Origin of the sequence: Erythrobacter sp. WG (genome assembly GCF_026586795.1) — a bacterium.
Taxonomy (GTDB): domain Bacteria; phylum Pseudomonadota; class Alphaproteobacteria; order Sphingomonadales; family Sphingomonadaceae; genus Erythrobacter.
The window spans coordinates 24683-42500 of sequence record NZ_JAPFGY010000013.1 but is presented as its reverse complement, the minus strand read 5'-3'; the positions used below and the strand labels follow the sequence as shown (position 1 = coordinate 42500).

At 69.1% G+C, this 17818-nt stretch carries 24 protein-coding genes (1 of these 24 only partly in view); 12 read left to right on the top strand and 12 right to left on the bottom strand.

Going from position 1 to position 17818, the window contains the following annotated elements:
- Together OPU67_RS08540 and OPU67_RS08535 are read left to right on the top strand one after the other, a co-directional pair.
- Positions 1-295, top strand: the end of a protein-coding gene (locus OPU67_RS08540) for a retroviral-like aspartic protease family protein (RefSeq protein ID WP_267619116.1). 683 nt of this gene lie to the left of the window's left edge; the window shows 295 of its 978 coding nt (coding positions 684-978); its start codon lies off the left edge, out of view; the stop codon is at positions 293-295.
- 45 nt (positions 296-340) lie between these two features.
- Positions 341-2194, top strand: a complete 1854-nt coding sequence (locus OPU67_RS08535) for an ABCB family ABC transporter ATP-binding protein/permease (protein WP_267619115.1) — start codon at positions 341-343, stop codon at positions 2192-2194.
- Between the two features lie 3 nt (positions 2195-2197).
- Here OPU67_RS08535 and OPU67_RS16340 read toward each other — a convergent pair whose 3' ends face one another.
- Complete coding sequence (locus OPU67_RS16340; protein ID WP_324255360.1) at positions 2198-2347, bottom strand: hypothetical protein; 150 nt, start codon at positions 2345-2347, stop codon at positions 2198-2200.
- A gap of 350 nt (positions 2348-2697) precedes the next feature.
- Here OPU67_RS16340 and OPU67_RS08525 point away from each other — a divergent pair, with 350 nt between their 5' ends.
- Positions 2698-4665 (top strand): prolyl oligopeptidase family serine peptidase, encoded by a 1968-nt coding sequence (locus tag OPU67_RS08525; RefSeq protein ID WP_267619114.1) that lies wholly within the window; start codon positions 2698-2700, stop codon positions 4663-4665.
- A 21-nt stretch (positions 4666-4686) separates the two neighbouring features.
- On the opposite strand, the gene OPU67_RS08520 is transcribed toward OPU67_RS08525, so the two are convergent.
- From OPU67_RS08520 to OPU67_RS08505, 4 genes are all read right to left on the bottom strand, one after another.
- Positions 4687-5112, bottom strand: coding sequence for an ACT domain-containing protein (locus tag OPU67_RS08520; RefSeq protein WP_267619113.1), 426 nt, complete (start codon positions 5110-5112; stop codon positions 4687-4689).
- A complete protein-coding gene (gene hslU, locus OPU67_RS08515; protein ID WP_267619112.1) occupies positions 5112-6410 on the bottom strand; it encodes an ATP-dependent protease ATPase subunit HslU in 1299 nt (432 codons plus the stop codon). Before hslU ends, OPU67_RS08520 begins: the two co-directional genes overlap by 1 nt.
- Before the next feature lie 93 nt (positions 6411-6503).
- Positions 6504-7076, bottom strand: coding sequence for an ATP-dependent protease subunit HslV (hslV, locus tag OPU67_RS08510; RefSeq protein ID WP_267619111.1), 573 nt, complete (start codon positions 7074-7076; stop codon positions 6504-6506).
- A gap of 44 nt (positions 7077-7120) precedes the next feature.
- Positions 7121-7645: an outer membrane protein assembly factor BamE gene (locus tag OPU67_RS08505; RefSeq protein WP_267619110.1), complete on the bottom strand. Its 525-nt coding sequence runs from the start codon at positions 7643-7645 to the stop codon at positions 7121-7123.
- 235 nt (positions 7646-7880) lie between these two features.
- On the opposite strand from OPU67_RS08505, the gene OPU67_RS08500 reads away from it, so the two are divergent.
- Together OPU67_RS08500 and OPU67_RS08495 are read left to right on the top strand one after the other, a co-directional pair.
- The gene (locus OPU67_RS08500) at positions 7881-8408 is read left to right on the top strand and encodes a ubiquinol-cytochrome C chaperone family protein (protein WP_267619109.1); all 528 of its coding nucleotides are present in this window, start codon (positions 7881-7883) and stop codon (positions 8406-8408) included.
- Positions 8409-8440: 32 nt separating this feature from the next.
- Complete coding sequence (locus tag OPU67_RS08495; protein ID WP_267619108.1) at positions 8441-8938, top strand: YceD family protein; 498 nt, start codon at positions 8441-8443, stop codon at positions 8936-8938.
- Positions 8939-9099: 161 nt separating this feature from the next.
- On the opposite strand, the gene OPU67_RS08490 is transcribed toward OPU67_RS08495, so the two are convergent.
- The 5 genes from OPU67_RS08490 to OPU67_RS08470 all read right to left on the bottom strand — a co-directional run bounded on the left by OPU67_RS08490 (position 9100) and on the right by OPU67_RS08470 (position 11857).
- Entirely contained in the window at positions 9100-9282 is a 183-nt protein-coding gene (locus tag OPU67_RS08490; protein WP_324255359.1) for a helix-turn-helix transcriptional regulator, read from the bottom strand.
- Between the two features lie 17 nt (positions 9283-9299).
- A complete protein-coding gene (locus OPU67_RS08485) occupies positions 9300-9698 on the bottom strand; it encodes a hypothetical protein (RefSeq protein WP_267619106.1) in 399 nt (132 codons plus the stop codon).
- A gap of 167 nt (positions 9699-9865) precedes the next feature.
- On the bottom strand, positions 9866-10396 hold the full coding sequence (gene ssb / locus OPU67_RS08480; protein WP_267619105.1) for a single-stranded DNA-binding protein: 531 nt from the start codon (positions 10394-10396) through the stop codon (positions 9866-9868).
- Positions 10397-10632: 236 nt separating this feature from the next.
- Complete coding sequence (locus OPU67_RS08475) at positions 10633-11295, bottom strand: COQ9 family protein (protein WP_267619104.1); 663 nt, start codon at positions 11293-11295, stop codon at positions 10633-10635.
- A gap of 1 nt (position 11296) precedes the next feature.
- Positions 11297-11857 (bottom strand): ankyrin repeat domain-containing protein, encoded by a 561-nt coding sequence (locus tag OPU67_RS08470; RefSeq protein ID WP_267619103.1) that lies wholly within the window; start codon positions 11855-11857, stop codon positions 11297-11299.
- A 161-nt stretch (positions 11858-12018) separates the two neighbouring features.
- Between OPU67_RS08470 and OPU67_RS08465 the strand changes: the two genes are divergently transcribed.
- The 7 genes from OPU67_RS08465 to OPU67_RS08435 all read left to right on the top strand — a co-directional run bounded on the left by OPU67_RS08465 (position 12019) and on the right by OPU67_RS08435 (position 16634).
- Entirely contained in the window at positions 12019-12639 is a 621-nt protein-coding gene (locus OPU67_RS08465) for an SCO family protein (RefSeq protein WP_267619102.1), read from the top strand.
- On the top strand, positions 12627-13109 hold the full coding sequence (locus tag OPU67_RS08460) for a YcgN family cysteine cluster protein (protein WP_267619101.1): 483 nt from the start codon (positions 12627-12629) through the stop codon (positions 13107-13109). The genes OPU67_RS08465 and OPU67_RS08460 overlap by 13 nt, the downstream gene beginning before the upstream one ends.
- Positions 13106-13840, top strand: coding sequence for a M48 family metallopeptidase (locus OPU67_RS08455; RefSeq protein WP_267619100.1), 735 nt, complete (start codon positions 13106-13108; stop codon positions 13838-13840). Before OPU67_RS08460 ends, OPU67_RS08455 begins: the two co-directional genes overlap by 4 nt.
- A gap of 222 nt (positions 13841-14062) precedes the next feature.
- Positions 14063-14527, top strand: coding sequence for a hypothetical protein (locus tag OPU67_RS08450; protein ID WP_267619099.1), 465 nt, complete (start codon positions 14063-14065; stop codon positions 14525-14527).
- On the top strand, positions 14524-15507 hold the full coding sequence (gene ribD / locus OPU67_RS08445; RefSeq protein ID WP_324255361.1) for a bifunctional diaminohydroxyphosphoribosylaminopyrimidine deaminase/5-amino-6-(5-phosphoribosylamino)uracil reductase RibD: 984 nt from the start codon (positions 14524-14526) through the stop codon (positions 15505-15507). Before OPU67_RS08450 ends, ribD begins: the two co-directional genes overlap by 4 nt.
- A gap of 22 nt (positions 15508-15529) precedes the next feature.
- Positions 15530-16153, top strand: coding sequence for a riboflavin synthase (locus OPU67_RS08440; protein ID WP_267619097.1), 624 nt, complete (start codon positions 15530-15532; stop codon positions 16151-16153).
- 94 nt (positions 16154-16247) lie between these two features.
- A complete protein-coding gene (locus tag OPU67_RS08435; RefSeq protein ID WP_267619096.1) occupies positions 16248-16634 on the top strand; it encodes a VOC family protein in 387 nt (128 codons plus the stop codon).
- 7 nt (positions 16635-16641) lie between these two features.
- On the opposite strand, the gene OPU67_RS08430 is transcribed toward OPU67_RS08435, so the two are convergent.
- Positions 16642-17142, bottom strand: a complete 501-nt coding sequence (locus OPU67_RS08430) for an MGMT family protein (RefSeq protein WP_267619095.1) — start codon at positions 17140-17142, stop codon at positions 16642-16644.
- 122 nt (positions 17143-17264) lie between these two features.
- Positions 17265-17813, bottom strand: a complete 549-nt coding sequence (locus tag OPU67_RS08425; RefSeq protein WP_267619094.1) for a GNAT family N-acetyltransferase — start codon at positions 17811-17813, stop codon at positions 17265-17267.
- Positions 17814-17818 lie beyond the last annotated feature (5 nt).

The window sequence follows — 17818 nt, the reverse complement described above, 5'->3', positions numbered from 1 at the left end:
CACCACCGATGTCAACGGCGTCGATATCGTCGGTCAGCTCGCCTTCGTGCGATCGCTCACCATCAAGGGGCTGTCGCTGACCGAAGTGCCCCTGACCTTCGCCGACGCGCCCGCCTTCGCCGCACTCGGACTGCAAGACCGACCGGTGCTTTCGCTCGGGATGCAGCACCTCGCGCTGTTCGACCGTGTGGCGATCGATTTCGGGCGGCAGCAGATCCTGTTCGACGTGCCCGCCGACGTCGAGCGCGCGCTTCGCGAAGCGCGGCGCGGCCATTCCTATTCGCCCCGCTTCTGACCGGCGCGCCTTGCGGGGCGCGGCCCCCGCGCCCACATTGCGGCGATGCCGCCAGACACCGCCACCACGCCAGCCGATCAAACCATTAAAAAAACTCGCGCGCGTGATGTGGAGAGCTGGCCAACCCTGAAGCGGTTTCTCCCCTATCTTTGGCCAAAGGACAATCCGGGCCTGCGCACCCGCATCGTCATTGCCATGACGCTGGTGCTCGCGGGCAAGGCGGTGACGCTCGCCCTGCCCTTCGCCTACAAGGGCGCGGTCGACGCGATGTCGGGGACGGGCCGTGAAGGCGTGGTGGTCGCGCTCGCCCTCGTCGCAGCCTATGCGCTGGGGCGCTTCACCTCGGTCGCCTTCGACAACCTTCGCAACATCGCCTTCGAGCGAGTCGGCCAGGTCGCGACGCTGCACCTTGCCGAGGACGTGTTCCACCGCCTCCACCGCCTCAGCCTCAGGTTCCATCTCGCGCGGCGCACCGGCGAGGTCACCAAGATCATCGAGCGCGGGACCAAGAGCATTGACCAGATGCTCTACTTCCTCCTCTTCAACATCGCCCCGACCATCATCGAGCTGATCGCAGTGGGCGTGATCTTCTACATCAACTTCGGCATCGAGCTCGTCGCCGCGACCGCGCTGACCGTCGTCGCCTATGTCTGGGTCACGCGCGCGATCACCGAATGGCGCACGAAGCTCAGGCGCGAGATGAACGATCTCGACGGGAAGGCGCTGCACCGCGCGGTCGATTCGCTCCTCAACTACGAGACGGTGAAATACTTCGGCGCGGAGAAGCGCGAGGAGGCCCGCTACAGCCAGGCTGCCCGCGCCTATGCCGAGGCGGCGATCAAGTCCGAGAATTCGGTCGGCCTGCTCAACATGGCACAAGGCGCGATCACCAACGCGCTGGTGGCGGGCGCGATGGCCTATACCGTTTGGGGGTGGAGCGAGGGCACGCTGACGGTTGGCGACCTTGTGCTGGTCAACACCTACCTCATCCAGCTGTTCCGCCCGCTGGACGTGCTCGGCTGGGTCTATCGCACCATCCGCCAGGGCCTCATCGACATGGCCGAGATGTTCCGCCTGATCGACACCGCGATCGAGGTCGAGGACCGGCCCGGCGCGCCCGCGCTGATCGTGAAGAAGCCGACCGTCGTCTTCGACAACGTGACCTTCGGCTATGATCCGGGGCGGATCATTTTGGACGGTCTGAGCTTCGAGGTGCCCGCCGGCAGCACCACCGCCATCGTCGGCCCCTCGGGCGCAGGCAAGAGCACCATCGGGCGGCTCTTGTTCCGCTTCTACGATCCTCTCTCCGGGCGCGTGCTGGTCGGCGGCGAGGATATCGCTTCGGTCACGCAGGTATCCCTTCGCGCGGCAATCGGCATCGTTCCGCAGGATTCGGTGCTGTTCAACGAAAGCCTCGCCTACAACATCGCCTATGGCTGCGAGGGCGCCGACCAGGCCCGTGTCGAAGAAGCCGCGCGCGATGCCGCTCTCACCCCGCTGATCGACCGCCTTCCGGAACGATACGAGACCATGGTGGGCGAGCGCGGCCTGAAGCTTTCGGGCGGCGAAAAGCAGCGCGTCGCGATCGCCCGCACGCTCGTCAAGAACCCTCCGATCCTGTTGCTCGACGAGGCCACGAGTGCGCTCGACACGCGCACCGAGCAGGAGATCCTTGCGACCCTCAGACGAATCGCCGCTGGCCGCACCACGCTCGCCATCGCGCACCGCCTTTCGACCATCGCCGATGCCGACAACATCCTCGTCCTCGACCACGGGCGTCTGGCGGAGAGCGGCGACCATGCGGCGCTGCTCAAGCGCGGGGGGCTCTATGCCGAGATGTGGGCGCGGCAGGCCAACGAGCGGCGCGAGGACGACGTCGAGGCCGAAGCCGCCGAATAGGCTTCAGCCGGGCGGAAAGCGCGCGAAGCGGGGCAGCTCATGCAGCGTCGCGGCCCATGCGGGCGCGTCGGCACACTGGATCAGCTCGCGCGGCGGAAAGGCGTCGGGCTCGTCGAGGGTGGCGATCTGGATGTCGACGATCCCCGGCAGCACATCCTCGTTGACGTAGGTCAGCCCCGCCCGCAGGCGCCGCAGAAGCGGAAGCCCTCAGTTCTCACCGCCAGCCAGCCGACCGCATGCGCCCCCGCGCAGCGCGCGCAGTCGCTGCATTGGCAGATTTAGGCGCGGACCGGCTCGCCATCGAAGGCATAGACGACGGAACCGCAGTGACAGCGACCGCTCGGCATGATCGCATTCCCTCCGGACACGCGGTTGGCAGACTTGGCTCGGCCCTTGGTCGAAGCTACGCTGGCGTGCCCGTGCGATCAATTGCGAGATCGCCGGGCAGCGCCCGCCGCACCATCCTTTGCGGGCCGGGCGCCATCCAGGGGAGACATATCCGCATGCTTCGTTCCACCCTCGCCGGCGTGCTGCTTGCCGGCGCCGCCCTTCCCGCCTTTGCCCAGAGCGCGCCCGCACCGGCCCCGGTGCCCGCCGCGCCCGCTCCCGTGCCGACCGTGCCGCTCCCCGCGGCGCTGACCGCCGAGCAGATGCCGGCGATCCCGCTCACCCTCGCCGAGAGGGCGCGGCCCTATCTCGAGGCGCGCGGGGCGGGCTTCGCCGGCTGGGACCAGACCACCCGCGCGGTGCTGATCAGCACCCGCTTCGGCAACGTCGCCCAGTTGCACCGCGTCGCCCAGCCGATGGGCGCGCGCAGCCAGATCAGCTTCGAGGCCGAGCCGGTCTCGGGCTCCTATGCGCCGGTGAAAGGCGACGTGATCCTCGTCACCAAGGATCGCGGCGGGGACGAGTACTACCAGCTCCATACGCTGAAGGACGGCCGCCTCACTCTCCTCACCGACGGCAAGAGCCGCAACCAGCCGGGCGCCTGGAGCAACGACGGCCAGCTCGTCGGCTTCAGCTCGACCCGCCGCAACGGGGTGGATTCGGACCTCTACGTCATGGACCCCCGCGATCCCGCCTCGACGCGCATGGTGCACGAAAGCAAGGGCGGCGGCTGGGCCATCATCGGCTTCGCACCCGACAAGACGCAGGCCTTCGTTGCCGACTACAACTCGGTGCAGGACGTCGACCTCTACCGGCTCGACCTTGCCTCCGGCGCGATGACGCCGATCGGTGATCCGAGGGCCGAGATCGCCTATGGCGGCCTCAGGATTGCCCCGAACGGCGCCGTCTGGGTGACGAGCGATCAGGGCTCGGACTTCCAGCGCCTCGGCCGACTCGACCCGGCCACCGGCAAGTTCACCCCGGTGACGAAGGAGAGCTGGGACGTCGACGGCTTCGACATCTCCCCCGATGGCACCACCATCGCCTACGTGGTCAACGAGGCGGGCTCCGACCGGCTGCGCCTGCTCGACGTGGCGAGCGGCAGGGTAACCAGGGTCGATGCCCTCCCGGCCGGGCAGATCGGCGGCCTTGAATATGCGCCGTGGGGGGAAATCGGCTTCTCGTTCAGCAGCGCCAAGAGCGCGGCCGACGTGTGGTCGCTTGACCCCAAGACCATGCAGCTGACCCGCTGGACGCAGAGCGAGACGGGCGGCTTGGATGCGGGTGTCAATGTCGAGCCGCGGATCGTCACCACCAGGAGCTTCGACGGGCTCGAGGTCTCGGGCCTCCTGTATCTCCCCGATCCCGCCAAGTTCCCGGGCAAGCGCCCGCTGATCGTCTCGGTCCACGGCGGGCCTGAGGGGCAGAGCACCGCCGGCTTCCAGGGGCGCGGCAACTACTATCTCAACGAACTTGGCATCGGTCTCTTCTACCCCAACGTGCGCGGCTCGACCGGCTACGGGAAGACCTTCGTCAGCCTCGACAACGGACCCTTCAAGCGCGAGGATTCGGTCAAGGACATGGCCGCGCTGATCGACGCGGTGAGGAAGGACCAGGGCGTCGACCCGGCCAAGATCGGCCTCACCGGCGGCTCATATGGCGGCTATATGTGCTATGCCGCAGCCGTCCAACTGAAGGACAAGCTCACCGCGACCCAATGCACCGTCGCGATCAGCAACTTCGTGAGCTTCCTGGAAAACACCAATCCCTACCGGCAGGACCTGCGACGGGTCGAATATGGCGACGAACGGGACCCCAAGCAGCGCAAGAAGCTGACGGAGATCAGCCCGCTCACCCGGGTGAACGAGATCACGAAGCCGATGTTCGTCATCACCGGCGCCAACGATCCGCGCGTGCCGAAATCGGAGGCCGATCAGATGGTCGCCGCGATCCGCGGGCGTGGCGGGGAGGCTTGGCACCTCGTCGCCGCCGACGAAGGCCACGGTTTCGCCAAGAAGGCGAACCAGGACTATTCGTTCCTCGCGCAGCTCGTCTTCTGGAAGAAGCACCTGCTGGGCGAGTGAGCCGTGAGAGCCCCCTCCTCTTCAGAGGAGGGGGTTGGGGGTGGTGGACCCCGAAGGCGCAGCCGAGGGGCTCCCGCCAGCGGCCGCGGCTTGCGCGAGTTCGCGCAAGCGCTCCAGCGCCTCGCTGCGCCGCTCCCACGGCACGAACAGGTGATCGTGATGGAACCCCGCCACGACATTGCAGGCGATCCCGCGCGCCGCGAGCGCCGTCGCTACCGCTGCAGTCAGCCCGACGCCCTCGAGCGCCGAGTGCACCGTCAGGGTGATCCGGCCGAATGCGCCGTGCTCCTCCGGCACGATCGCGGTCGTGCCCTCATCCTCGTGGATCAACGCGAAGGCATCGGCGGGCGGATCGCCCTCGACCAGGGCGAAGGTCCAGCGACACTTGTCGAGCACCGGCGCCATCGCGGCCAGCATCCCCGCGAGGTCGCCGACCGGACCGCCCATCACAGGATGTATTTGGAAAGGTCGGTGTTGCCGGCGAGGCCCGCCAGCCGCGCCTCCACATAGGCAGCATCGATGGTAATCGTCTCGCCGACGTGATCCTCGGCCTCGAAGCTGATCTCCTCGAGCAGCCGCTCCATCACCGTCTGCAAGCGCCGTGCACCGATGTTCTCGACCCCGGCATTCACCTGCGCCGCGATCCGCGCGATCGCGGGGATCGCATCATCGGCGAAATCGAGCGTGACCTGCTCCGTTCCCAGCAGCGCCTTGTATTGCGCCACGAGATTGGCGCGCGTTTCCGAAAGGATGCGCACGAAATCCGCTTCGGTGAGCGCGCGCAGCTCCACCCGGATTGGCAGGCGGCCCTGCAACTCGGGCAGCATATCGGAAGGCTTCGCCACATGAAACGCGCCGCTGGCGATGAACAGCACATGGTCGGTCTTCATCGGCCCGTACTTGGTCGCGACCGTCGTCCCCTCGATGAGCGGCAGGAGGTCGCGCTGCACGCCCTCGCGGCTGACACTTCCGCCGCGCACATCGGACACGGCGATCTTGTCGATCTCGTCCAAGAACACGATCCCATTGGTCTCGGCATTCTGGAGCGCCGCGCGCGCGACATCGTCCTGGTCCAGCCGCTTGTCGGCCTCCTCGTCGACGAGCCGGTCCCAGGCATCGGGCACGCGCAGCTTCTGGCGGCGTGTGTTCTTCCGACCCAGGGCCTTGCCCATCATGTCCGAGAGGTCGATCATCCCGATCTGGCCGCCCATCTGACCCATATCGAAGGGCGCGGCAGGGGTGTCGCGCACCTCGATCTCGACCTCGACATCGTTCATGGCGTTCTGGACGATCCGCTGGCGAAAGCTCTCGCGGGTCGCCTCGGAGGCGTTCTCGCCCACCAGCGCGTTCAGGAGCCGGTCCATCGCCGCCTGGCTGGCGGCCTCGCGCACCTTCTCGCGGCGGCGCTCCTTCTCGAGCCGGATCGCCTCCTCGACGAGGTCGCGGGCGATCTGCTCGACGTCGCGGCCGACATAGCCGACCTCGGTGAACTTGGTCGCCTCGACCTTGATGAACGGGGCCTCGGCGAGCTTTGCCAGCCGCCGGCTGATCTCGGTCTTCCCGCAGCCCGTCGGCCCGATCATCAGGATGTTCTTGGGCGTCACCTCGTCGCGCAGGTCGGCGCCCAAACGCTGACGCCGCCAGCGGTTGCGCAGCGCCACCGCGACCGCGCGCTTGGCCTCGGCCTGGCCGATGATGTGTTCGTCCAATGCGGCGACGATCGCCTTGGGGGTGAGGTTGTCCATATGAGAAGTATCCGAATTTTTCGTTCGCCTCGAGCGAAGTCGAGAGGCCATTGCGTCGGTGTCGCGACTTCGCTCGGCACGAACGGAGCTGGGTTAAACGGTCTCGACCGTCAGGTTGCCATTGGTGAAGACGCAGATTTCGGCGGCCACCGCCATCGCCTTCCTCGCGATGGTCTCGGCATCCTGCTCGTAGTCGGCGATCGCCCGCGCGGCGGCGAGGGCGAAGTTGCCGCCCGAGCCGATTGCGGCGATCTCGCCCACCGGCTCGAGCACGTCGCCATTGCCGGTCAGCACCAGCAGCGTGTCCCTGTCGGCGACGATCATCAGCGCCTCGAGATTGCGCAGGTACTTGTCGGTGCGCCAGTCCTTCGCAAGCTCCACGCTCGCGCGCATCAGCTGGCCGGAATACTGCTCGAGCTTCTTCTCGAGCCGTTCGAACAGGGTGAAGGCATCGGCCGTCGCACCGGCGAAGCCGGCTATCACGCTGCCGTCGCCGATGCGGCGAACCTTGCGTGCGTTGGGCTTCATCACGGTGTTGCCCATCGACACCTGCCCGTCACCGGCGATGACGGTGGTGCCGTTCCGGCGGACGCCGATGATGGTGGTGCCGTGCCATTGCACGAGGCCGTGAAAACTTGAGCCGTGGGCCGAGGGATCGCTTGTCATGCGCGCAGATATGGCGCGCGTCGCGCCGGGATCAAGCGCGGGCGCTATTGCCCGTTCGGTCCGCTACCAGGGGCACCGGCGCCGCCCGGCAGGCCCGCGCCGCCGACCTGGCCGATATTGCCGAACAGATCCTCGAGGAACCCGCGCTCGCGCCCGAGCGTCGGGGTCTTGTTCCCGTTCGGATCGAGGAACACCACGTTCTCGATGCCCGACCGATCGACCTTGGCAACCCGTCCCGCCGCATCGAACTGCACCGCGAGCACAGAGTGCTGGCGGATCTTCGGGCGGCTGAAGGGCCGCTGGCCGGTGATGCTGGAGACATAGTACCAGGTGGGATTGCCGAACTGGCTGACGAAGGTCGGGCGGCCCAGCGTGCTTTCGACCGACTGCTTGTTGTCGATCTGCGGCTGCACCAGCGAGGTGAGCGTGGGGTCCACGATATAGCCGCGCGATTCCTGGATCGCCGAGCAGCCCGGCAGCACCAGTGCCGCCGCGCCGAGCAGCAGCGCGCCGCCACGCCATCCTGCGGCGCGATCCGTTGCGCGTGCCCCGTGCCTGTCAGCCTTCATCTGCGCCAATCCGTGTTCGCTTTCGTTGCTTGCGCGCGGTGCTGCGCACTTGTCCCTTGGGCGAGGTGCTTTAAGGGTCTAGGCGCAAGCTTGCAACGCACCATATCGGCAAAGCGGTTGGCGGCAGCGGGTTGAACCGCGCTTGAACGCATCCGGCGCGGGTGCCTCGGCGTAGTGACCGCAAGGCGTGCCGCGGCGGCGGTATGGCGTTCTGATTGCGAAAGGCTCTGACATCATGTCCCTTCTCTCCCGCCTGCTCGGCACCGCCCCGGACCCGCGCGAGGGCGTGCGCCCTTTGTGGCACCGCGTGATCGAGCTGGCGCGCGATGCCGATTACTATGCGACCGCCCGGGTCGCGGATTCGGTTGCGGGCCGCTTCGACATGATCAGCGCGGTCCTGAGCGCGGTGATGGTGCGGCTGGAAGCCTCTGATTTGCGCGCGGAAAGCGCTCTTCTGGCCGAATTGTTCGTCGAGGATATGGACGGGCAGCTCAGGGAATTCGGGGTCAACGACGTCGTCGTCGGCAAGCGGATCGGCAAGCTGATGAGCGTGCTGGGCGGACGGCTCGGCGCCTATCGGGTGGCGTTCAACGAGGGCGACCTTGAGCGGCTGACCGCCGCCGTGGCGCGCAACGTGACCTTCGCCGAGGGTGCCGAGGAGGCCGCCGCCGCGCGCGCGGTGGCCGAGCGATTGATGAAACTTTTCAACCGCCTGAAGCGTTTCTCCGACGCCGAGATGCTGTCCGCGAGTGCCATCTGGTGACCCCCTCCCTGCCCCCTTCCGAGCTTTCCCGCATGGTCCGGGCGCGGCCGCTGCCGGCAGGGCCGGTGGTGATCGAGGCCTCGCCCGCCGAGCGCGCCGCGCTCGCGGAAAGGTTCGGGCTCGGCGCGGTGGAGAGCCTCGTCGCGACCGTCGCCCTCGAGCAGAAGCCCCGCGCGATCCGCGCCACCGGGCGGCTGGCGGCCCGGGTCATGCAGCCCTGCGCCATTTCGGGCGAGGACTTCCCGGTCACCATCGACGAGCCTGTCGACCTCCGATTCGTCGAGGAACATCAACGTCCTGCCACCGAGGACGAGGAGATCGAACTCGAAGCCGACGATTGCGACGAGATCGCCTATTCGGGCGAGATGTTCGATCTTGGCGAGGCGGTGGCGCAGACCCTCGGCCTGGCGATCGATCCCTATGCCGAGGGGCCCGATGCCGATGCGGCGCGGGCGGCGGCGGGGATCGTGGCGGAGGGCGAACAGCTGGGGCCGCTGGCCAATCTGCTGGCAGGTCTGAAGAAGGATTAGGCCCGAATCTTGAGGCGCGATGTTCCACGTGAAACATCGTCCTGACGTGGGTCTGGCGGGGGTCTGGCAGGGGTGTAGGTCCGGTCAAGCGGGGGCTGGCGGGGGCCTGGGCAGCCCCGAGGCCAGCCTGGTAAGGCTTGGCGCAGGGTGCCCCGCACTGCTCAATCCGCCTTCCACGGGTTGAAGAACAAGGCTTCCACCGGCACCGCGAAGAAGGCCGCCATGCGATAGGCCATCGGCAGCGAGGGATCGTACCTGTCGGCCTCGATGGCGATGACCGTCTGGCGCGAGATCTCCAGCCGCTCGGCAAGCTCGGCCTGATTGAGACCGCGGGCCTTGCGCATCTCGCGCAGGCAGTTCCTCACTCGGCGTGCCCCCGTCCCCGCACCACCCAGATCAGCCACACGGCCACAAAGCCGACCACCTGGGCCATCACCATGTAGAAGGCGCCGAGCGTGATGTCGCTCGTGCGGCCGAGGAAGGTCATCAGGTAGGCCAGCATCGCCAGCGCCCCGCAGCTTCCGCCCCAGTACCAGCTGATCAACTGCCCCTGCTGCTGGAGATCGTCGGTCCGCTTCCACCACAGCCAGGCCACGCCCAGAACCGCGGCATAGAGGGCGAGCACCACCGGATAGACGCGGAACGGCTGATCGCTGCCGCCTGTGGCCGGCAACATCCGCCCGAACAGCGTGCCTGCGGCAATGACCGCGGCGAGGGTGAGGCCGCCGAACAGCCAGAACTTCATGCGATGTGTCATCATGCAAACCCCGAACAACCGAGAACGATGTTCAAAGGTTTTTACATTTCCGGACAAATGTCAAACTGTTTTTACATCCCGACCCGACTTCAACGAGAAAGGCCCCGCAATCGCTCGCGGGGCCTTGGGTGAATGCGTCGCTGCCAAAGCGATCGGAACGGCCGATCCCGTCAGAACGGAATATCGTCGTCGAGATCGTCGTAGCCGCCGCCGCCGAAGCCGCCGCCTCCGCCCGAACCGCCGCCGCTACCGGCACCGCCCTGATCCCAGCTGCCGCCCGATCGTCCGCCGCCGCCATAGCCGCCGCCGCCGCCACCCATGCCGCCGCCACCGCCACCGCCACCGCCGCCCGCGCCGTCAAGCATGGTCAGCGTGCCGCCCATGCCCTGGATGACGATTTCGGTCGAATAGCGGTCCTGACCGTTCTGGTCCTGCCACTTGCGGGTCTGGAGCTTGCCCTCGACGAAGACCTTGCTGCCCTTCTTGAGATAGCGCTCGACCACCCCGACGAGGCCCTCGGAGAAGATCGCGACGGTGTGCCACTCGGTCTTTTCCTTGCGCTCACCGGTCTGGCGATCCTTCCATTGCTCGGACGTCGCGATCCGCAGGTTGGCGACCTTGCCGCCGTTGTTGAAGGTGCGGATTTCCGGATCGGCGCCCAGATTGCCGATCAGCATGACCTTGTTGAGCGAACCCGCCATCGAAATTTGTCCTTCCCGCCAATGTCCTGACCCCGGCCCCGCAAAATGCGCTCCGAATCCGGGAGAGGCAATAGGGAAGAGCGGGGGCGGGCGCACCACGATGTGGCGGCTTTTGCACGGATAGAGACGATCGCGCCTGTGTTTCTCGTCACCCCGGCGAAAGCGGGGACCCAATGGCTCCGGGCGCAGCGCTCGACGCCCGAGGCCTCAGCTTGCGCTGGCGTGACGGTGGGCGCCTACCGCGCCGGGTAGCGCAGCCGGCCGAGGAAGCGCGTCAGGCTCGGCAGCTCGCGGTCCTTGTTCAGGAACTGCGCCTTGGCCTTCTCGAACTTCATCACCCCGTCGATGCGGCGATCGAGGAAGGCGTAGGTGTCGGCCTTGCCCTCGCTGTCGTCATTGACGAACACCGCGAGCGTCGCCGAGTAGATCCCGGCGAGAATCGCGCGCTTGGTGTAGTGGTTGTAATCGGTCGCGGTGTCCCCGGCGAGGCGCCACATGATGTCCGCCGAGCGCCAGCCGAGCCTCAGCCCCTTGGCCGCATTCTGCGGCTGGGCCATGACGGCGAGCGCCCGGCGCACCGCCTCGTCGATGTTCTCGACCGCTTCCAGCCGGAAGGCGACGAGGGTGCGGATCCGCTCGCGGATCTTGAGCGCCGCCAGCCGCTCGGCCGGCCATTCGGCCTCCATCGCCGCGTCCACGGAAGCGATCCATGCTTCGATCATGTCCATCGGCCGCGCGCCGGGGAAGGCGAGCTTGGCGATGTCCGGGTCGACCCCGGCCATCTCGGCCGCGGCGGTGAGCGCGGTCGCATTCCACCCGTCGAAGATCGCGCTCGCCGCGATGTCCGGGGCGAGCGCGAGGCGCAGCTCGTCGAGAGTCATGTCGGCATGGTCGGTCATGTCAGAACGAAGGCCCGTAGTCTTTCTTGGTTCCCGCTTCGGCGCGCTTCTTGTCGGCGGCGTCGAATTCGGCCTTGAGCAGCGTGTTCGCCGCGCCGATCAGCTTCATGTAGTCGCGCGCCGAGCGGCCCGAATTGTCGTTGCGGTCGGGATCGGCGCCGCGCGCCAGCAGCAGCCGCACCAGCGGCACGTTGCGCGCGTGGACCGCCGCGATCAGCGGGGTCTCGCCGGTCTGGTCGGCGACGTTGATGTTGGCCCCGCCGCCGATCAGCGCCTCGACCCCCTCGACGAAGCCGAGCGAGGTGGCGAGCTGGAGCGGGGCGATGCCGCGCTTGTTGCGGATGTTGGGATCGGCCCCGCGCTGGAGCAGGAAGCGCACCCACAGCCCGTCGCTGCGGGCGACGGCGATGTGCAGGCCGGTGTCGCCGCTGGTGATGTCGCGGCTGTTGATGAGCTGGTTGCCCGGCTTGTTGAGCATATCGGTGGCATCCTCGCCCTTGCGGTCCTTGACCGCCTCGAGGAACTTGTACCCTTCCGACTGGAACTGCGCGGCGGCGGGCATGGCCAGCGCAAGGGCGCTGGCAATCGCGCCGACAGTCCCTAACTTGCGCAAAACAACTCGGCCCACGGTTTGATCCTTTCGCATTACCTGTCACACCTTGCCGGGTGAGAGGGCGCAAGCGACACGCCGATGCGCCCTCGCAGTGAGCCAGTTAGCAGAGCATGAACCGCATCAACAAGCCTTCGCCCGCACGCCCCTTCGCTTTGGGGATCGCCGTCGCCGCCGCCTTGGTCCTGGCGGGGTGCGGGAGCGACGCCCCGGCCAAGCCCGAGCCGCCGCTCGCCGGGGCGCGGATCGGCGGGGACTTCACCCTGACCGGCAGCCAGGGTCAGACGGTGCGCTGGGGCGATTTTTCGGGCAAGTACCGGGTGGTCTATTTCGGCTACACCTTCTGCCCCGACGTCTGCCCGACCGACGTGCAGCGCATCGCGCAGGGGCTGAAGCGCCTCGGCACGACCGACCCGGCAGCGGCGGAGAAGATCGTGCCGATCTTCATCTCGGTCGATCCCGAGCGTGACACGCCCAAGGTGGTCGGCGAATTCGCCGCCGCCTTCTCGCCCGACATGGTCGGCCTGACCGGCACGCCCGAACAGATCGCGGCGGCCGCCAAGGCTTTCGCCGTCGCCTATGGCAAGGGCGAGGCGCAGCCGGGCGGCGGCTACCTTGTCGACCATTCGCGCATCGTCTTCCTGTTCGGCCCCGACGGCGCGCCGATCGCGACTCTGCCGACCGACAAGGGCGCCGATGCGGTCGCGGCGGAACTCAAGCGATGGGTGAGCTGAGGGCGCGCTTCTGGGAGCTGCCCCTGGGCGAGCTCACAAGGCCCGAATGGGAGGCGCTGTGCGACGGCTGCGGGCGCTGCTGCCTGCATAAGCTCGAGGACGAGGATACCGGCGAGGTGGTCGACACCAACATCGCCTGCCGCCTGCTCGACACGCGCACGGCGCAATGCTCGGACTATCGCAATCGCAAGGCCTTCGTCCCCGATTGCCTGCGGCTGACCTTGCGGATCGTCGAGCAGGTGGGCTGGCTGCCCGCGACCTGCGCCTACCGCCTCAGGAACGAGGGTCGCCCGCTGCCCGGCTGGCATTACCTGATCTCGGGCGACCGCGATGCGGTGCGCCGGGCCGGGGTGTCGGTGGTGGGCCGGGTGGTGAGCGAGGTAAATGCCGGCCCCATGGAGCACCACGTCACCCACTGGCCCGCCCCCCGGCGCGGCTGGGATCGGGAGAGCGAGGAGGCCGGGACATGATCGACTGGCTGCGCGGCGCCTCGCTCCGGCACGCGCTCGAACCGGAAATCGAGCTTGGCGGGCGGCAGGTGCCGATCGTGCTCAAGCGGATGAAGACTGCCCGGCGCCTCACCCTGCGACTCGCGCCCGACGGCAGCGAGGTGCGCATCACCCTGCCCGCCTGGGCCGAGGGGCGCGAGGCGATCGCCTTCGCCCATGCGCGGGCCGGCTGGCTCGCCGAACAGCTCGCCCGGCTCCCCCGCCGCGCCGCGCCCGGGCCGGGGGGAGAGGTGCGCTACCGGGGCCGGAGCCTGCGGATCGCCTGGGATGCCCGCGCGCCCCGCCGCCCCGCGCGCGAGGGCGACGCCCTGCGGATCGGCGGACCCGAGGCGGGGATCGAGACGCGCATACGCCGCTGGCTCGAGGCCGAGGCGCTCGCGCTCGCCGAGGCCGATATGCACGACTACTGCGCCGCCGCCGGGCTCGCCCCCGTGCCGATCGCGCTTACCCGCGCCCAGCGGCGCTGGGGCTCGTGCTCGGACAAGAGCCGCATCCGCATCAACTGGCGCCTGGTGCAGGCCCCCGACCACGTGCGCCGCTCGGTGGTCGCGCACGAAGTCGCGCACCTCGTCCACTTCGACCATTCCCCCGCCTTCCACGCGCTGCTCGCCCGCATCTTCGAAGGCGAGATCGCGGCGGCGGACAGGTGGCTCAAGGAACATGGTCGCTCGCTCTACGCGAGCTTCGGCTAGAACAGCACCGCGCCCGCTCCGGCAGGCGGAGGGGAGGCGTCCCTGGCACCGGCCATCCCCCTCCCGCCTGCGGGAGGGGCAAGGGGTGGGCACCGAGCGCAGCGAGGCTCCCTCCTCACCCTCCCCCGCACTTTCGCCCCGCACCCTCGCCCCCTCCCCCCTCGCCCCTCCCCCCGCCGCACCGCCCTTCCCCATCGCCGCCGCGCGCCCTATATTGCCGCCATGCCCCGCTCCTCGCTCGCCAAGTCGCGCTTCAATCCCGCTCCCGGCCTTGCCGATCTCTGGGACTACATCCGGCGCCCCGTCCCCTATCGCTGGCCGATCCTCGCGCTCTCGGTGCTGCCGGTCGCCGGCATCCTCGCCTGGGCGCTCGACCAGCAATACTACGCTCCGCCCGAGCGGCCCCGGATCGAGTATATCACCACGCTGGAGGACGGGCGCAGCGACGCCGAGATCATGGCCGAGAACCGCGCCAACCAGGAGATCAAGGACCTGCGCGAGGCCGAGGCCGCGCGCATCCAGGCCGAGAAGCGCAAGATGTACAAGGCGCTGGGCGCCGCCACCGGGCTCGACGTCGAGAGCATGGAGCGCGAGGCCGAGGCCGAACGCGCCGCCGCCGAGGCAAAGAAGCGGCAGGCGCTGGAGGACAACGCCCGCCGCCTTGCCGAGCAGGGCGCCCGGCAATAGCCGCGCACGCCGTCCCCACCGACCGCGACTGGATGGCGGCCGCCGCGCGGCTCGCCATACGCGCGCGCCCGCTTTCCCGGCCCAATCCCGGTGTCGCGGCGCTTGTGGTGTGCGAGGGCCGGGTGATCGCGCGCGGATGGACGCAGGCTGGCGGGCGGCCCCATGCCGAGGCGGTCGCCCTTGCCGGCCTTGCGCCCGATGCGCTCGCCGGAGCCACGCTCTACGTCACGCTCGAACCCTGCGCCCATGCGAGCGCGCGCGGGCCGGCCTGCGCGGACCTCGTCGCCGCCGCCCGCCCGGCCCGTGTCGTCATCGGCCAGCGCGATCCCGACCCGCGCACCTGCGGCGCAGGCATCGCCCGGCTCGAAGACGCCGGGATCGCCGTCAGCCTGCTCGACGATCCCGCGTCGGCCGCCAGTCTTGCCGGCTTCCTCACCCGCCAGCGGGCCGGGCGCCCGTGGGTGACGCTCAAGCTCGCGACCTCGCTGGACGGCTGCATCGCGCTCGCCGACGGGACCAGCCGCTGGATCACCGGCGAGGCCGCGCGCGCCCATGTCCACGCGCAGCGCGCGCAGCACGACGCGATCCTGGTGGGCGGCGGCACCTGGCGCGCCGACGCGCCGCGCCTCGACGTGCGCCTGCCGGGCCTTGAGGGCCGCTCCCCGCAGCGCGTGGTGCTCACCCGCGGTCCGTCCCCGGAGGGGGCGACCACGCTCGGCTCGCCCGCGGCGATCGCGAGCCTCGACGGCGTGCAGTACCTCTACGTCGAAGGCGGGGCCGAAACGGCGGCCGCCTTCCTCGCGGACGACCTCGTCGACGAGCTCCACCTCTACACCGCCCCCATTCTGATCGGCGAAGGCAAGCGGGCGCTCGGCGCGCTGCGCCTCGCGGGGCTGGCGCAGGCGCATGGCCGCTGGGCCGCTACGCAGCGCCGCCAGCTTGGCAGCGACAGCTTCGCAGCCTATCTGCGAATGCGATAACTCCCTTCAGGAACCCCCGCCCATGTTCACCGGCATCGTCACCGCCATCGGCACCATCGCCGCCGCCGAACAGCGCGGCGACCTGCGCCTGCGCATCGCGGCCCCGCTCGATCCGGCGCGGATCGACATCGGCGCCTCGATCGCCTGCTCGGGCGTGTGCCTCACCGTGGTCGAGCGCGGCGGCAGCGCCGGGGACGCATGGTTCGAGGTCGATTGCAGCCACGAAACCGTCAGCCGCACCGTGGCGGGGATGTGGGAGGCGGGCGCGCGGCTCAACATCGAGCCCTCGCTGCGATTGGGCGACGAGCTCGGCGGGCACATCGTCACCGGCCACGTCGATTCGGTGGGCGAGGTGGTGAAGGTCGCCCGCGACGGCGACAGCTGGCACGTCGCGATCCGGGCGCGCGCGGAGATGAGCCCCTTCATCGCCGAGAAGGGCTCGATCACCGTCAACGGCGTCTCGCTGACCGTCAACGATGTGCGCGACCGGCCCGACGGGACCTGCGATTTCCTGCTCAACATCATCCCTCACACCGCGGCCGTGACCACCCTCGGCGATCTGGCCAAGGGGGACATGGTCAACCTCGAGATCGACGTGCTGGCGCGCTACCTGAAGCGGATGCAGAGCCTCGCCGGACTGCGGTGAAGCGATGCGAGCGTGCGGGATCGCGGGCGCGTTGCTGGTCGCCGCGTGCCAGCCCGCGCCCGCCGACGCCCCCGGCGCCGAAGGAGCCCCGGCCATGACCCCGTCCGATACGATCAACCCCGTCGTCCATTTCGAGATCCCCGTCGCCGACCTGGACCGCGCGGTCCGCTTCTACGAGGCGGTCTTCGCGGTGACGCTCGAGCGGCGGATGGTCGACGGCTACGACATGGCCTTCTTCCCCCGCGCCGATGGGCGTCCGGGCGCGAGCGGGGCGCTCGCCAAGGGGGATGTCTACAAGCCCACCCGGGACGGCGCGATCCTCTACTTCGATGTCCGGGATATCGACGCCGTGATCGCCCGCGCCAAAGCTGCGGGCGGCGACGTGCTCTATCCGAAGAAGGACATCGGCGCGGCCGGCTTCGTCGCCGAGATCGCCAACAGCGAAGGCAACCGCATCGCCCTTAGCCAAGCGGCGGAATGAGTGGGGCTCAGGGTCGCTCCTCGAGCGGCTCGGTGGGCGCGCGTTCGGCAAAGTCGAACACTGCCGGTTGCCGCCGGAGCGGCGAGACGCGCACGCCCTCGGCCTCGAGCAGCGCCTGCTGGGCTGCGGTGCCGCCCGGGAACTTGGGGTTGAGGAACCCGCCTTTCTTCAGCACCCGCCACCACGGAGTGAGCTCTTCGTCGGGCACGCCCATGATCCGGCGCTCCTCGGCGGCGCGGGCGGCCATGTTGAGGAAGATCGCGGTCGACACCGGGCAGGCGACCGCGACGCCATGACGCCGCGCGAGCGCCGCGCGCACCGTGTCGAGCGTCGCCACCTCCCCTGGTCGCAACCGTCGCACCAGCGCATCGACCTCGGCGGGCGAGGACACCACCATCGCGCCCCCCGCCGCCTCGCGGAAGCCGGGCGCACCGGGCGGGATCATGTGGACGATATGCGGCTCCCGCCCGCTGTTGAGGTGGTCGATGGCGGATTTGCGCTTGGCCATGGCGGCTCTCCCGATTGCGATTCGCGCGAGGATTATCGTGGGGCCAAGGCAGGGAGAATAAGCGCGCTTTGTTCCCGTTGTGATCCGGTGTGCGGGGCCGTGTTGGCCGGCGCGCTGCCCCGTCAGCCGGCCAGCGGCCCGCTCGCGAAGCTCTCGCGCGTGATCGCGTAGGTGAGGTGCTCGATCACCGCCCCATCGGCCATCACCCGGTCCTCGCGCCTCTGGGTGAGGACCGCGCCAATCTTCTCCAGTGCGCGGCGCGAGCGGGTGTTGGTGGCGCCCACGAGGAACCGCACCTCGGCGACGCTGGCGAGGGCGTGGGCGAGCATCAGGCGCTTCATCGCGTAGTTGTAGGTGCCGCCCCAGTGCGAGCGGGCGAGGAAGGTCCAGCCGATCTCGACCGAGCCGCCGTCCGCTTCCTCCAGCCCCTGAAAGCGCGAGGAGCCGATCACCGCGCCGGTCTTCGCGTCCGAAGCGATCAGCGCGCCCCTGTTGGCGAGCGCATCCGCGAAGAAGGGGCGGAACACCTCCTCCTTCCACCGGTCGTGCGCGGGGTGCTGCTCCCAGACCAGCGGGTCCGAGGCGACCGCGAACAGCGCCTCCCAGTCGGCGGCACGCAGGGGGCGCAGCCGGACGTGCTCGTCCTCCAGCACGGGCTGGCGGTCGAGCATCGGCG